12 protein-coding genes are annotated in these 13,816 nt (G+C 71.1%); 2 read left to right on the forward strand and 10 right to left on the reverse strand.

Annotated features, from left to right (window positions below; all coding sequences use genetic code 11):
- Nucleotides 1-91 precede the first annotated feature (91 nt).
- Entirely contained in the window at nucleotides 92-2,869 is a 2,778-nt protein-coding gene (locus CLV30_RS05490) for an AfsR/SARP family transcriptional regulator (protein ID WP_240723234.1), read from the reverse strand.
- 792 nt (nucleotides 2,870-3,661) lie between these two features.
- On the opposite strand from CLV30_RS05490, the gene CLV30_RS26900 reads away from it, so the two are divergent.
- Nucleotides 3,662-4,417 carry a helix-turn-helix domain-containing protein gene (locus CLV30_RS26900; RefSeq protein WP_205740647.1) on the forward strand — a complete coding sequence of 252 codons (756 nt, stop codon included), beginning with the start codon at nucleotides 3,662-3,664 and terminating at the stop codon, nucleotides 4,415-4,417.
- Nucleotides 4,418-4,448: 31 nt separating this feature from the next.
- Here CLV30_RS26900 and CLV30_RS05500 read toward each other — a convergent pair whose 3' ends face one another.
- The 6 genes from CLV30_RS05500 to CLV30_RS05525 form a co-directional block, all read right to left on the reverse strand.
- Nucleotides 4,449-5,831 carry an acetyl-CoA carboxylase biotin carboxylase subunit gene (locus tag CLV30_RS05500; RefSeq protein WP_106536198.1) on the reverse strand — a complete coding sequence of 461 codons (1,383 nt, stop codon included), beginning with the start codon at nucleotides 5,829-5,831 and terminating at the stop codon, nucleotides 4,449-4,451.
- 10 nt (nucleotides 5,832-5,841) lie between these two features.
- On the reverse strand, nucleotides 5,842-6,447 hold the full coding sequence (locus tag CLV30_RS05505; protein ID WP_205740646.1) for an acetyl-CoA carboxylase biotin carboxyl carrier protein: 606 nt from the start codon (nucleotides 6,445-6,447) through the stop codon (nucleotides 5,842-5,844).
- Nucleotides 6,431-8,185: an acetyl-CoA carboxylase carboxyltransferase subunit alpha/beta gene (gene accA / locus CLV30_RS05510; protein ID WP_106536199.1), complete on the reverse strand. Its 1,755-nt coding sequence runs from the start codon at nucleotides 8,183-8,185 to the stop codon at nucleotides 6,431-6,433. The genes CLV30_RS05505 and accA overlap by 17 nt, the downstream gene beginning before the upstream one ends.
- Before the next feature lie 101 nt (nucleotides 8,186-8,286).
- Nucleotides 8,287-8,655 carry an antibiotic biosynthesis monooxygenase family protein gene (locus tag CLV30_RS05515; protein WP_106536200.1) on the reverse strand — a complete coding sequence of 123 codons (369 nt, stop codon included), beginning with the start codon at nucleotides 8,653-8,655 and terminating at the stop codon, nucleotides 8,287-8,289.
- A 47-nt stretch (nucleotides 8,656-8,702) separates the two neighbouring features.
- Nucleotides 8,703-9,542 carry a dienelactone hydrolase family protein gene (locus CLV30_RS05520; protein ID WP_106536201.1) on the reverse strand — a complete coding sequence of 280 codons (840 nt, stop codon included), beginning with the start codon at nucleotides 9,540-9,542 and terminating at the stop codon, nucleotides 8,703-8,705.
- Nucleotides 9,543-9,803: 261 nt separating this feature from the next.
- The gene (locus CLV30_RS05525; protein WP_106536202.1) at nucleotides 9,804-10,199 is read right to left on the reverse strand and encodes a nitroreductase family deazaflavin-dependent oxidoreductase; all 396 of its coding nucleotides are present in this window, start codon (nucleotides 10,197-10,199) and stop codon (nucleotides 9,804-9,806) included.
- A gap of 240 nt (nucleotides 10,200-10,439) precedes the next feature.
- Here CLV30_RS05525 and sigJ point away from each other — a divergent pair, with 240 nt between their 5' ends.
- The gene (gene sigJ, locus CLV30_RS05530; protein ID WP_106536203.1) at nucleotides 10,440-11,420 is read left to right on the forward strand and encodes an RNA polymerase sigma factor SigJ; all 981 of its coding nucleotides are present in this window, start codon (nucleotides 10,440-10,442) and stop codon (nucleotides 11,418-11,420) included.
- A 4-nt stretch (nucleotides 11,421-11,424) separates the two neighbouring features.
- Here sigJ and CLV30_RS05535 read toward each other — a convergent pair whose 3' ends face one another.
- The 3 genes from CLV30_RS05535 to CLV30_RS05545 are packed head-to-tail and all read right to left on the reverse strand — an operon-like array spanning nucleotide 11,425 to nucleotide 13,776.
- Nucleotides 11,425-12,003: a flavin reductase family protein gene (locus CLV30_RS05535; RefSeq protein ID WP_205740645.1), complete on the reverse strand. Its 579-nt coding sequence runs from the start codon at nucleotides 12,001-12,003 to the stop codon at nucleotides 11,425-11,427.
- A gap of 3 nt (nucleotides 12,004-12,006) precedes the next feature.
- Entirely contained in the window at nucleotides 12,007-12,546 is a 540-nt protein-coding gene (locus CLV30_RS05540) for a GNAT family N-acetyltransferase (protein ID WP_106536204.1), read from the reverse strand.
- 48 nt (nucleotides 12,547-12,594) lie between these two features.
- A complete protein-coding gene (locus CLV30_RS05545; RefSeq protein WP_106536205.1) occupies nucleotides 12,595-13,776 on the reverse strand; it encodes a glycosyltransferase in 1,182 nt (393 codons plus the stop codon).
- Between the last annotated feature and the right edge of the window lie 40 nt (nucleotides 13,777-13,816).

Raw genomic sequence — 13,816 nt, forward strand, 5'->3', positions numbered from 1 at the left:
TGGAAACGTCAACGGCTGGTTCCGGATCATGGAGCGCCGACGTCGCCGGCACCTCGCGAGCGCTCCGCGCCCCGGCCGTGCCCCGAGACCGTCAGGCCCGTACCCCCTGCAGCCTGGCACTGATGTCGTCGGCAGCCGCCCCGTCGATCTCCCGCGAGATCTCCAGCGCCGCCTGCCAGGCGCGGACGGACTCGGCGCCGTCGCCGTTCGCGACGTGGGTCTCCCCGAGCTCGACGAGCAGGTCGACCTCGCGTCGCCGGTCGCCCTGCTCGCGGACGAGCTCCAGACCACGGATGAAGCAACTCGCCGCGTGCAGGTGCTCGCCGCGGTATCCGAGTGCCCGGCCGACCACCCGCACACTCGCGGCCTCGCCGACGCGGTCTCCGATCTCCTTCTGGATGGCCAGCGCAGACCGGGCGTGCTCCAACGCGGCCTCGCCGTGGCCCAGCTCCGCGCACACCGTCCCTGCCGTGCACAGAGCACGCGCCTTGCCCCCCACGTCTCCCGCGTCCCGGCTACTGCGCAGCGCCCGGGCGAGGTGCTGCAGCGACTCGGTGAATCGCCGTTGACGGCACAGCACCGCGGCGATGTCGGTGTGCGCCCGCGCCTCCCGGGACGCGTCCGCCAGCCTGCCGAAGATGTCGAGAGCACTCGACAGATGCGAGTGAGCAGCGTCGAGACGGCCCTGAGCCACGCGGACCCGAGCCATCCCGCTGCGGGCGACGGCCTGGCCGAGCAGATCCGCGTCACGGCAGGCGGCGCTCAAAGCCCCGGCCTGTGCGCATTCCCAGTCGTGCCAGCGCTCCCGGCGATCGACGAAGTCCAGGGCGGTCCACGCGAGTTGCCATGCCGGAACGCCGGTGTCGGCCGACGCCGCCAGCTCGATCAACGCGACCAGCACCTCGAACTCACGCGCGAACCACGCCAGCGCATCGCGGCCACCGAACTCCTCCGGCGTGACACCTCGCCGCGGCGGGCCCAGCCGGATCGGGTACCGGTGCGGATGCAGCGCCGCCGCGGCGGCGTGCGCACTGTGCAGGTAGTGGTCGGCCAGGCGCGCCCTGGCCCTGCGCCGCTCGGGCTCGCCGTCGACCGCGTCGGACAGCTCGGTCGAATACGCCCTGAGCAGGCCGTGGACCGCGTATCGACCAGGATCGTCCTCACGGACCAGGTGCGCACGGACCAGATCGGACAACGACCTGTGCACGTCCGTGTCGGTGCCGAGCATGCTGACCGCGGCGTTCTGCGGGATGTCCGGTCCGACATGCAGACTGAGCAGGCGGAACGCGGTGGCGGCGTCCGGGCTGAGCGCCCGGTACGAGGTGGCGAACGCGGTACGGACGTCGACCGAGGCGGACGCGTCGCTGCACGCGTCCAGCAGCGCGCTCGGCTCACCCGGTTCGTCGGCCAGGGCTCGCAACGGAAAACACGGCCTGGCGGCCGCCCGCGCCGCCGTGATCGCCAGCGCGAGGGGCAGCCGGCGATACCGGTCGACGATCCGTTCCGCGGCGGCCGCCTCGACGGCCACGTTGGACGCCCCGAGACGTTGGGACAGCATCTCGTACGCCTCCTGCGCGCTGGGCAGCTCGAGGCTCACCGGCACGGCACCGTCCCGGACGACGAGCCCTGACAACTGGTTGCGGCTGGTCACCACCGCCACGCAGCCGGGCGCGCCGGGCAGGAGCGGGCGCACCTGATCGGCATCCCTGGCGTCGTCGAGGACGACCAGCACGCGGCGGCCCGCGACACAGCTGCGGTACAGCCCGATGCGGGCCGGCAGCGTGTCCGGGATGCGCTCGGCCGGAACACCGAGCGCCTGCAGGAGCCACCGCAGCACCTCGGACGGTGTCGCCGGCGCCCCGTCCGGGTCGAAACCGCGGAGGTTCACGTACAACTGGCCGTCGGGAAACCTGCCGGCCACCCGGCGCCCCCATGCCACGGCCAGCGCCGTCTTGCCCACGCCGACCGTCCCGGTGATCACCGAGACCACCGACTCGCCCGGCGGCCCTTCGGCCGGCAGCATCGCGTCGAGCTCTTTCAGATAGTCCGTGCGTCCGGTGAAGCCGGTCACCGCGGCCGGCAGCTGCTGCGGCACCGGCAGCTGCGGGCTCCGCACGCTGCTCGACGTGTTCGTGAGCTCGTCGCTCAGGATCGCCCGCTGCAGCTCGCGGAGGGCGGGACTCGGATCGAGCCCGAGCTCCTCCCGCAGGTACGCGCTGGTCCGGTCGTAGGCGTCGAGAGCGTCGGCCTTGCGTCCTGCCTGGTGCAACGCGCGCATCAGCAGCTCGGCCAGACGCTCGTGACCGGGGTAGTCACGTACCGCCTGCGCCAGCCCAGGCACGACGTTCACACAGCCGATGTCCATCTCGTCGGCGGCGAGCTGCTCGATGGCGCTGAGCCGTTGCTCCTCCAACTCGCCGAAGAGCCGCTTCCGCAACCAGTCGTCCGCCGCGTTCTCCGCCGCACGGCCCCGCCACAGTTCCAGAGCACCGCGCAACAGCCCGACCCGCTCGCACGGCTGATCCAGCGTCATCGCGTGCTCCACCGACATCCGGAACCGATGCACGTCGACGGCCTCCCGGTCCGCCTCGATGCGGTAGCCGCCGTTCGCGTGGACGAGCTTGACGTCGCTCTCGCCGCAGCCGGGCGCGAGCGACGATCGCACTCGTGAGACGTGGCTGCGCAGATTCTGCCGGGCACCCACCGGCGGTACGCCGTCCCACAACAGCTCGATCAGGCGGTCCCCCGGGACCACGCGGTTCAGCTCGAGCAAGAGCACGGCCAGCAGGCAACGCTCGCGACGCCGGGGCAGCGTCACGGTGAGATCTCGCACACCGATCTCGACCGGCCCGAGGATGCGAAAATGCATGGTCACAGGACCACTCCCCTCGCGATCGAACTTCGCATCTCTCGTCGCTCGCTGGCCGCCGAGAGATTATCAGACATTTCAGGCATGACAGCGCCTTAGCCTCTTCAGCCGCACGCCGTTGACAATCCGTTCTTCCTCTCATATGTTTCTCTGTTTCAGATCGTTTTCGACCGTTCCATTGCGGTGAGACGGACCGCGCCCTCCGGCGCACCGTCTGCGACCCGCAGCGACGCGAGTTCCGCTCCGCCGCGCGATCTGCTGCACATGCAGCGGCCCCGTCACCATGGCGTCCGGGCACGTCACGGACGCTACGGCCGGCACCGGCGACGGCCACCGCCGCATTGCCCGCCGACGGCCGCTCGACTCCCGGAACATGCAGGACACGGCAAGACTTGCCGGGCACCGGCGCCGCGCGACCGGGGCGACGGAGCGGCGTCAACAGTCTGTCAATCATTCCGTAACGGCCCCCTGCTACCGTCCGTAAACAGATCGGAACGACACGAGCCGGCTCTAATGCCCTCGCCACAAAGAGGGCAACAGCCCCGCAGCCCGCGAAAGGGCCGGCTCGCACACCGCGTTTCGGCGCGGCAATCTCCAGGGCACACTGTGGCGGGCCGTGGGCGACCGGGCACGAAAGGAAATGACCGGAGGCGAGCACCAGGAACGGATCCGCTACGGAGTTAGTGCGATGGAGGGGTCATGAATTGCGAGTCGTCCTGCGGAAACAGCACATCGGCACTATGTGCGACGTGTTTCGATCAGTTCCGGAAAGACCTCCGGTCGATTCCGACGTTGTACGACCAGTGCGAGGGTGTGCTGACCCGCCAGAACCCGGCCGTCTCGCAGGAACGACTCCGCCGGGGGACGCCCGAGCCCACCCGCGGACTCGACCATTCCGCCCTGATGGCGCGGCAGAACATCGTCTCGATCCTCGCGTCGTGGTCCGGTCTGGTCGTCGACGAACGGAAACTGGCCACCAGGCCCGACCGCACCGTGACCGACATGGCGGCGTTCCTCGAGTCCCAGCTCCCCTGGCTGTCGGAACATCCGGCGGCCAGGGACGCGGCGACCGAGATCCACGACGTCGCCGAGGCCGCCGCCGCCGAAGTGGATCCGCATTCGACGGCTCGGTTCACCATCGACCGTTGCGGGCAGTCCGGCTGCGATGGGACGGCCCGGGTGACACACGGCCCGGGCGCGCCCGAGTATGCGATCCGCTGTACGTTCAGTCGCGATCAGTTGCCGCTGTCGCGGATCACACACGTCGCCCCCAAGGACGTCCGCGCGCCCCGATGTCCTGCCCTCGTCGGCCTGCTCCGAACGTCGGGCGGAGGCGAGCACGACCGGCTGCTCACGACGGAGCTCGCGGCCATGCTGGCCGGCGTCCCGCGAGCGACCATCCGCAAGTGGGCCAGCCGCGGGAAGCTCACCCGTCACGGCAGTGCTGCCGAGGCCCGGTACGACCTGCGCGAGGTTCTCGCACTCGCCGGCCGGTCCGGGCCGGCGCCGGCCCGGACCGAGCCGTCGGCTCACGACGGAGAGGCGTGAGCCGCGGCCGGTGGTGCCGGCGCCCGGGGTGTCACTCAGGCGCCGGCACTTCCGGCTCGTCCGGGGTGGGTTCACACCACCACGACTCGACCAACGACGTGGAGTGCGTCGCGTCCCGGAAGTCCGGATGGTCGATGACGGCGGCGAGGAACTCGCGGGTGGTGCGGACGTTCGGCCCGGACAGCCGGAACTCGGAGAGCGCACGCTCCATCCGTGCGCAGGCGCCGTCCCGGTCGGGAGCCCAGACGACCAGCTTGGCCAGGAGCGAGTCGTACTCGGCCGGCACCTGGTATCCCGGCCGGACGTAGCTGTCGACGCGGACGAACGGCCCCGCTGCCGGAACGAACTCCTCGATCCGGCCGGGCGCCGGCGCGAAGTCCCGGTCCGGGTCCTCGGCGTTGATGCGGCACTCGATCGCGACCCCACGCGGGTCCACGTCCTCCTGCGTCACGGACAGCGGCTCCCCGGCGGCGACGCGTAGCTGTTCCTGGACGATGTCGATCCCGGTGATCAGCTCGGTCACCGGATGCTCCACCTGGATGCGGCAGTTGACCTCCAGGAAGTAGTAGCTGCCGTCCGGGTGCACCACGAATTCGAAGGTGCACGCGCCCCGGTACCCGGCGAGCACCGCGCCACGCCGCGCCGCCTCGCCCATCTCGTCGAGCACCGCTGTCGGCAACCCCGGCGCGGGCGCCTCCTCGACCAGCTTCTGGTGCCGACGCTGCAGGCTGCAGTCCCGCGTCCCCAGGTGCACGGCGCCGCCGTGACCGTCACACAGCACCTGGATCTCCACATGCCGAGCCGTCTCGAGGTACTTCTCGACGTAGACGCGCGGGTCGCCGAACAGCGTCCCGGCCGTCGCCCTCGTCGCCCGGAACGCGTCCTCGAAGCCGCCCGGTCCGTCGATCACCCGCATGCCCAGCCCGCCCCCGCCGGCCGAGGCCTTCACGATGACCGGGAACCCGATCCGCTCGGCGACCTCGAGCGCCGCGGAAGGTCCCACGGTACCGGGGCTGCCCGGCAACAACGGCACTTCTGCCTCGCTCATCAGGGCACGCGCCTCGACCTTGCTGCCCAGTCGCTCGATCGTGGCGGCCGAGGGACCGACGAAGACGACGCCCGCGCGCTCGCACGCGTCGGCGAAGTCGGGGTTCTCGGACAGGAAGCCGTACCCCGGGTGGACTGCTTCGGCACCGGTCTGCAGGGCGGCCTGGATGATCGCCGCGGCGTTCAGATAGCTCTTCGCCGGCGTGGAAGGGCCGATCTGCACGGACTCGTCCGCGAGCCGGACGGCTTCCGTGTCGCGGTCACGACCGGAGTGCGCCACGACCGAGGCGATGCCCGCGTCACGGCAGGCACGGACGACGCGCAGCGCGATCTCGCCACGGTTGGCGACCATGACCTTCCTGAACACGATGGCTCCCTCATTCGTCGGTCGGTCCGTCGCTCACGTGCTCCAGGGCGAACAGCGGCTGCCCGTGCTCGACGGCGTGGCAGTTCTCGGCCAGGACGTCGGCGATCCGGCCGGGCCGGTCCGCCTCGACCGGGATCATCAGCTTCATGACCTCGACGATGCCGACCTGCTGACCCGCCGATACCGTGGCTCCCGGCGTGGCGAACGGCTCCGCCCCGGGCTCCGGCGCGCGATAGAAGGTCCCGATGCTGGGCGAACGGATGTAGTGCGGCCGCGGTTGCGTCCCGGCACCGTCGCCGGTCGTCGCGCCGGGCCCGGCATCCGCGGCCGTCTGGGCGTCCAGGTTCTCCGGAGCCGACACGTCGTCGGTGCGTACGCGTGGGTCGCCGGAGCGCCGGGCCGGCGCGGCGGGCGTGTGCGCCCGTGCACCGTGGACCCCGTCCCAGTCCAGTTCGATCGTCACTTCGTCCGTACGGACGCGCATCCGGTCCGGCCGGGCCGGCACCTCCTCGAGCAGCGACACCATCGCCCGCCGGACCTTCTCCACGATCTCGGCGACGTCGCCGCCGGCTCGCCCTGCGGCCGCGGAGACGTGCCGTTCACGACGCCATTTCATCGCCCGACCCGACCTTCCGTGGTGTGCGTAGTGCAGTGGTGGACGGCTCGAGCGCGTCGAGACGGCTGAACCGCTCGAACCGTCGTCTCCGTTCGTCGACCAACTCGGCCGCGTCCCGGGTGGCCAGCGACGACAGGCTGGCGACCAGGGCGGAACGCAGCCGCGTGCCGGCCACGGCGGGGTCGCCGCTCACACCGCCGGCCGGTTCCGGTACGACACCGTCCACGACGCCGAGCCGCAACAGATCTCGTGAGGCCAGCCGCAGCGCCGCGGCAGCCGCCGGACCCATCGCCGAGTCCTTCCACAGAATCGAGGCGCACCCTTCCGGGCTGATCACCGAATAGAACGCGTGCTGCCAGATGATCACCCGGTTGGCCGCGGCGATGCCCAGCGCGCCGCCGCTGCCGCCCTCGCCGGTCACCACGGTCACGATCGGGACGGGCAGCGACATCATCACCCGCAGGCTCTCCGCGATCGTGCCCGCCTGCCCCTGCTCCTCGGCCTGCTCGCCCGGGTAGGCGCCCGGCGTGTCGACCAGGGTGACGATCGGCAGGCCCAGCTTGGCCGCCAGCCGCATGACCCGGACGCTCTTGCGATGCCCCGCCGGATACGACATCCCGAAGTTGTGCTCTGAAAGCTCGGCCAGCGTGTGCCCCTTCTGCTGCCCGACGATCACGACACGACACCCGGCGATGCTGGCCAGGCCCGTGATCATCGCCGGACAGTCACCGGAGACGCGGTCGCCGTGCAACTGCTGGAAGTCGTCGAGGACCAACCCGGTGTAGTCCAGCATCGTCGGGCGGTCGAGGTTGCGCGCCTCCCGCACCTGTCGCGACGGCTCCTCGACCGGCAGCATCTCCGCGTCGTCGACCGTGCGGTCCGGCTCCACGTGAGCATCCCGGTCGACCGGTTCGAGCGGCACTCGGGCCGAACCGAGCCGCAGCAGCGTCGCCAGCCGCGGGCGCAGCTGTGTCCGCGAGACGACCATGTCGACGTGCCCGCGTTCGAGCAGGAACTCCACGGTCTGGAACCCGCTGGGCAGCTCGCGGCCGATGGTCTGCTCGATCACCCGTCGTCCGGCGAAGCCCAGCCGCGCCCCCCGCTCGCCGACGATCACGTCGGACAGCGTGGCGAACGACGCGGCGACGCCGCCGTACGTCGGGTCCGTGACCACCGAGACCGTCAACAGCCCCGCCTCGTCCAGCCGGGCCCACGCCGCACTCGTCCTGGCCATCTGCATCAACGAGACCGCGCCCTCCTGCATGCGCGCGCCGCCGGAGGCGGTGACCACCACCAGCGGGACGCGCCGCGTCAGGGCGGCCTCGGCCGCGTGGACCAGCCTGTCCCCCGCGACGACGCCCAGGCTCCCGCCCAGGAACCGGAAGTCCATGACGGCGAGCACGACCGGCATGCCGTCGATCGACGCCGCGGCGCTCAGCACCGCGCCGTCGAGCCCGGTGTCGCTGCGCGCACGCGCCAGCCGCTGCCCGTACGGCATCGTGTCGACGAATCCGAGGACGTCGGTGGCGACGTCGTCCGGCGCCGGGCGGTCGAGCGGCTCGACACTGCCGGGGTCGGCCAGCTGTTCCAACCGGGTCCAACCGTCGACCCTGCTGTGATGCTCACACTCCGGGCAGACGTGGTGGTTCCTGGTCCACCGGGGCCCGTAGACGGCGGCCCGGCAGTTCTCGCAGAGTACCCAGTCCGGCGTGTTCGCTGCTGTCGTGGTGTGGTGCATCAGCGCCAGCCCTTCCTGGTCGGACGGCGGTCCCGGCGCCGGGCTTGCTCGTCCCGGCGCCGGGACCGTCGGGCCTGATCGGACGTGTCGAAGCCGACCACTCAGTCGACGCAGATCCCGCTCACGGCGACCTTCTCGAAGACGTGCGGGTAGATCACGGTGCCGTCGGGCCAGCCGTCGTGTTTCGCCTGGAACTCGGGGTCGGAGAACGCCTTGAGCAGGGCCTCCGTGGACTCCCAGACAGCGATGTTGGCCATGAGGGTGCCGCTGCCGGTGGCCCGGTGCAGCTGCGACGAGATGTAGCCCGGCTGGCGCTTCATGAACTCCGCGTCCTCGCGCCACTTCTCCATCGCCTGCTCCATGCCCTCGTCGGGGACGCTGAACATGTTCACCAGAACGACCGGGCCGGTCTCGTGCTGCAGCTGGTTCTCGAACGGAACGGACGGGTCCAGACTCTTGAGCTCGATCATGTTCGTCTCCGCCTTTCGTCGACGTGGATCGGATCTGATCGTTGACGTCAGTCGCGTGCTTCGTGCTCCGTACGGTCTCCGCCGGCGGTGAGCCGCTCGCGGAGGAATCCGACGACGCGGTCGCGGGCGGCCATCGCACTGTGGCCGGGTCGTTCCCGCAGCTCGCCGGTGAGCACCGAGTGAGCGTTCCGGGAGAAGCCGTCGTCGTTCCCCGGCGCCGAGTCGAGCTCGATCACCTCGAACGCGTCACCGAGGCGGTCGCGCAGTGCCGCGAACCGGTCCCGGTGGCAGCCACGGTCCTCGCTGAACCGCAGCCCGAGCACGCACAACCTCGACCGCGCGGCACGCCGTGCCACGGTCTCCAGCTCCGCCGCGGCCACACCGGGGTCGCGGCGGCGTTCCTTGCCGATGGGGAACGGCACGGCCGGCTGGCTGATCACCGGCGCGATCACCGCCGAGTCCACGGCGGCGGCCAGGGCGAACCCGCCGGTGAAACACATCCCGATGATGCCGACGCCCGGTCCGGGCGTGCGCGCGTCCAGGTCACGGGCCAGCGCCCGCAGGTAGTTCGCGATCGGCCGCCGCGTGTTCGTCGCGAACGCGTGGAACTCGGTCGCGACACACAGCCGCGCCACGACCTTGGCCGCCCGCCCCGGCGACGCCGGCTCGCCAGGCTCGCCGAACAGGGACGGCATCGCGACCGTGAATCCCTGGCTCACCAGGTGCTCGCCGAGCGCGACGACCTGTGGCGTGATGCCGGGAATCTCGGGCAGGAGTACGACTCCCGGTCCGGTTCCCTTCTCGTAGACGTCGTGGGTGACACCCGCGTCGGTGAACGGTGCGGGCGACCATCCGGTGAGCTGTGCCTCGGGCGCGGCGTCGGTCATGGTCCTCCTTCGGTCGCGGCTCGGCGGTCGATCCGGTGCCGCGCTCGCCCGGCAGGACGAGGCGAGGCACACGGATGAGGGGGTCCCGTCGAAACGGGATGTCTGCACAGGGGGTGCGTACCGGCGCGCACTCGCCGGTGGGTGCCTCCTGGCGAAGGGGTGCGCAGGCGCGACAGGCGCGCTACGCGGTGACTGCGGCGCCGGGCCGCGGCGGCACCGGGCCGTCGTCGCGGCAGCGGCACACGATGCGTCCGCCGCGGGTCAGGCCCGGGGGGTGTCCTCGGCGACCTTCAGTGCGAGGTAGTCGACCGCGTTGAGCCGGTTCAGGATCGCGCGGACAGCGGCGGGCACGGCGGGCTCCTCGGCGGTGGCGTAGAGCTCCGGTGCGGTCAGCCGGACTCGTCGCCGGCTGGTGCGCAGCTCACAGCCGCCGGCGGCGACGACGTTCTTGACCCAGTCGGAGTCGGTGCCGTACGGCAACGACAGCACGTACTGCTCGTCCCGCCGGAACACTTTGACCGGGGTGCGGTACTCCTGTCCCGACACCCGGCCACGATGGCACAGCTGACCGAAGCCGGGCAGCCGCCAGATGACGCCGCCGACGATGCGGTTGGCGAACACGCGGTTGAACCGGGCCAGTCGTCTGCGAAGCGACATACTCGACTCCTCTTGTTCCTCGGTCCGGCGACGACACTGCCACCGCATTCGCGTGCGGGCCCGGCAGGGTGTCGGCAGGTTCACGGAACCGTCGACGCAGACGGCACGCTTCCATGCCGCGCCGCGCAGCGGAACGGCTCGCACCGGCCCCGCACCGAATGAGATGTAGATCACATTTTCTGACTGTCACGCTGCGGGTGCTGTCAGCACACACATAGTTGAGAGCGCGAGGAGGTCACCATGTCCGACAGCCCGGCAGACCACCCGACTCGACAGGCCGCCCCAGCCGACCACGCGCCGCGGACCGAAGACGTGCCCCGCACCGCCGACGCCGCCACCCGGACGTTCGTCGAGCACCGGCGGCTGCTGTTCTCCGTCGTGTACAACATGCTCGGCAGCGTCAGCGACGCCGAGGAGGTGCTCCAGGAAGCCTGGCTGGCCTGGAGCCGGCACAACGACCGCCTGAGCAACCGCGAGATCGAGAACCCGCGGGCCTACCTGGTGCGGGTCGCGGTGAACCAGGCACTGGCGCAGAAGGCGGTCATCAGCCGCCGGCGCGAGACCTACGTCGGCCCGTGGCTGCCCGAGCCACTGGTGTCCGAGTCGGCCGCGGACACCGACGTCGCCGACGAGGTCCTGCGCGCCGAGTCGGTCTCCATGGCGCTGCTCGTCGTCCTCGAGACGCTGTCCCCGGTGGAACGGGCGGTCTTCGTCCTGCACGAGGCGTTCGGCTACGCGCACACCGAGATCGCCGACATCCTCGACCGCACCCCCGACTCCGTACGCCAGATCGCACATCGCGCCCGCGAGCACGTGCACGCCCGCCGTCCCCGTTACCAGACCGAGCCGGCCACGCAGGAGAAGGTGACCGAACGGTTCATCGCCGCGGCGCTCGGTGGCGACCTCGTCAAGCTGATGGACATCCTGGCGCCCGACGTGACGCTGTGGGCCGACGGCGGCGGCAAGGCTCTCGCGGCCGCGAAGCCACTGCACGGTCGCGACAAGGTGGCGCGGATGATGGCCGGGTTCGCCAGCCGGCCCGCGGGCCTCGACATGCGCTTCCGACGGGTGAACGACGACCTGTCGGTGTTGCTGTTCACCGGGGACACGCTGTGGGCGGTGCTCATCCTCGACCTCACCGCCGAGGGCGACCAGGTGCGCGAGATCTACAGCATCACCAACCCCGACAAGTTGCGCCACATCGCCGCGGACGCCGACTAGACCCCTACCCGTCCCAGATCGGCGTGCTGACCAGCGGCTCGTCGGCCAGCGCGCCCAGCGAACCACGGAAGAAGATCAGCGGGTCCTGGTTACGCCGCAGCACACCGAGCTCCACGACCCTTGCCAGGAAGATGACGTGGTCGCCCCCCTCCAGCTCGTCGACCAACTGACAGCTGAGGAACGCCAGCGCCTGGCTGAGCACCGGCACGCCGGTCAGCGACGGGCGGGTCGCTTCGGCCTGCACGGCGGCGGAGGCCCTGCCGGCGAAGGCGCGGGCGAGCCGCTCCTGTGGGCCGGCGAGGAAGTTCACCACGTACGCCCCGGTGTCGTGGATGACCGGGCGCAGCCGGGAGTCGCGGTGCAGGCAGAACAGCACCATGGGCGGGTCCAGCGACACCGAGGTGAACGAGTTCACCGTCGTGCCGTCGGCGGTGTCCTCCCGGCCGCTGGTGATCACGGTCACGCCGGTGACGAACATGCCGCACACCTCGCGAAGGATCGACGAATCCACCGTCTGCTCCTGATGCAGCGCCATGTCGCCGTCAGCGGACCCGCCGGTGTCGTGCAGTCCCGACCTGTCCATCGGTCACACACCCCTCGGTGATCTCTTGCGCACGGCCGTCGTCACTCGTGACGTTCCCTGACCGCCGGAGCCGGCCGCGACGTGCAGATTCATCGGGACCGGCCAGTCGTCGTGACGTTCGAAGCCGAGACCGCGGTGCAGCGGCTCCGCCTGCTTCGACGAGAAGATGCTGATGCGCTCGCACCCGCGCCTGACGAGCTCGTCGATGACGGCCGTCCAGCAGGCCATGAACAGACCCTGATGGCGGTGGTCCGGGTCGGTTCCGCCGGTGATGCCGTATCCGTAGATCGACGCGGGTGCCTTCGGCCCGGGAAACCGCCGCCGGACCTCGCCGGTCGCGAACGCCACGACGCCGGCGCCGTCGGCCTCGGCGACGTGGGCCACGAAGGCCGGGTCGTTGGTGAGCCGGTCGAGTGTGGCGTCCTCGCAGGCCTGGACCCAAGGCCCCGGCGGGTGCGGCCCGTCGATGGAGTCGTGCATGATCACCATGAGCTCGGTCAGCCGCGGCGCGTCCGCGGGCGTGGCCAGACGTGTCGTGGGCACGGCTGTCCTCCTTCGTCGTCGGCGGCCCGGCCGTCCGGCCGGCCGGTGTCAGGCGGCGGACGGCTGCGCTCCGGATGCGGCCAGGCCGGCCAGTTGCGCGACCACGTCGTGCGGGGAGGGCATGGCCTCCATCGTCGACACGATCCCGGCGCAGGCGTCGCGGTACGAGGGCTCGTGGATGACGTCGTGCAGTGCCTCGCGGACCAGTTCCGGCGTGGCCTCCGAACGGGTCACGGCGACGCCGGCGCCGCCGCTGGTCATGACATGCGCGTTCATCGGCGAGTCGCCGACGCTTCGGGGCAGCGCGACCTGCGGGACGCCGGCGCAGAACGCGGAGAACATCGAGCTCATGCCCGAGTGGTGCACGATCGCGTCGCAGCTGGCCAGCAGGGTGTCCAGGGGCACGAAATCCACCACCCGGACCGATTCGGGCACGTCGCCGAGGATCGCCGAGACGTCGACGCCACCGGTGGCGATGATCACCTCGGTGTCCTCGTCCGCCGCGCCGCGCACGACCGCGTCGAGCACCTCGGGCCAGCCGTGGTCGGCCGACGTCGTTCCCATCGTCACGGCGACTCGGTGCCGGCGCTGTTTGCGCAGCACCCACGGCTGGACCTCTCCGGAGCCGTTGTAGGTACACGGCTGCATCGACAGCACGGGGAACGGCACCTCGCCCGGCGAGACCGGGCTGAACTGGTCGAGCGACTCCGGGATCAGGCTGACCTCCGCGTCACAGTGCTCCGGGAACTGGGTGACGCCGTGGCGCCGGGCGACCTCCGGAGGCTCGTCGGCCATCCACGGGACCGCCGGATAGCGAAGCCCGATGCCGTGCATGACCCCCAGGGCACCGGCGGCGCGAGCCGCCACCAGCCCCCACGGCATCCAGGCGGGCGTCACCACCACGTCGGCCTTCCAACCCCGGGCGGCGTCCACCAGCCCCGGCAGCATCATCTGCCCGATCGTGGACAGCATGCCCACGAATGCGCCGACCGCCTTTTCCGGCGGCAGGTTGTGGTTGGACTCGTCGGCCATGAAGCTGCGGTGCGGCTCACCCACGTCCTGTCCCGGTGCGGGGTCCAGCACCGACAGCCCGGCGCCGGCGGCTGTCCTGCGGGTGACCTCACCACCGGCGAAGACGACCTGGTGCCCGGCAAGCCGCGCCGCCTGGGCGAGCGGGACCATCGGAGTCGTGTGCGAGAACGTCGGCGACGTCGTGAAAAGAATGCGCATGTTTCCCCTTCTCTCGGTGGATTCCCGCTGCGTACGTCCG

This window comes from Haloactinopolyspora alba (assembly GCF_003014555.1).
Classification (GTDB): domain Bacteria; phylum Actinomycetota; class Actinomycetes; order Jiangellales; family Jiangellaceae; genus Haloactinopolyspora; species Haloactinopolyspora alba.

Excerpts from the sequence above, each read along its gene's own strand:
- CLV30_RS05490 (WP_240723234.1), bottom strand. The coding sequence starts at position 2,869 with ATGCATTTTCGCATCCTCGGGCCGGTCGAGATCGGTGTGCGAGATCTC.
- CLV30_RS05505 (WP_205740646.1), bottom strand. The coding sequence starts at position 6,447 with ATGAAATGGCGTCGTGAACGGCACGTCTCCGCGGCCGCAGGGCGAGCC.
- accA (WP_106536199.1), bottom strand. The coding sequence starts at position 8,185 with ATGCACCACACCACGACAGCAGCGAACACGCCGGACTGGGTACTCTGC.
- CLV30_RS05515 (WP_106536200.1), bottom strand. The coding sequence starts at position 8,655 with ATGATCGAGCTCAAGAGTCTGGACCCGTCCGTTCCGTTCGAGAACCAG.
- CLV30_RS05520 (WP_106536201.1), bottom strand. The coding sequence starts at position 9,542 with ATGACCGACGCCGCGCCCGAGGCACAGCTCACCGGATGGTCGCCCGCA.
- CLV30_RS05525 (WP_106536202.1), bottom strand. The coding sequence starts at position 10,199 with ATGTCGCTTCGCAGACGACTGGCCCGGTTCAACCGCGTGTTCGCCAAC.
- sigJ (WP_106536203.1), top strand. The coding sequence starts at position 10,440 with ATGTCCGACAGCCCGGCAGACCACCCGACTCGACAGGCCGCCCCAGCC.
- CLV30_RS05535 (WP_205740645.1), bottom strand. The coding sequence starts at position 12,003 with ATGGACAGGTCGGGACTGCACGACACCGGCGGGTCCGCTGACGGCGAC.
- CLV30_RS05545 (WP_106536205.1), bottom strand. The coding sequence starts at position 13,776 with ATGCGCATTCTTTTCACGACGTCGCCGACGTTCTCGCACACGACTCCG.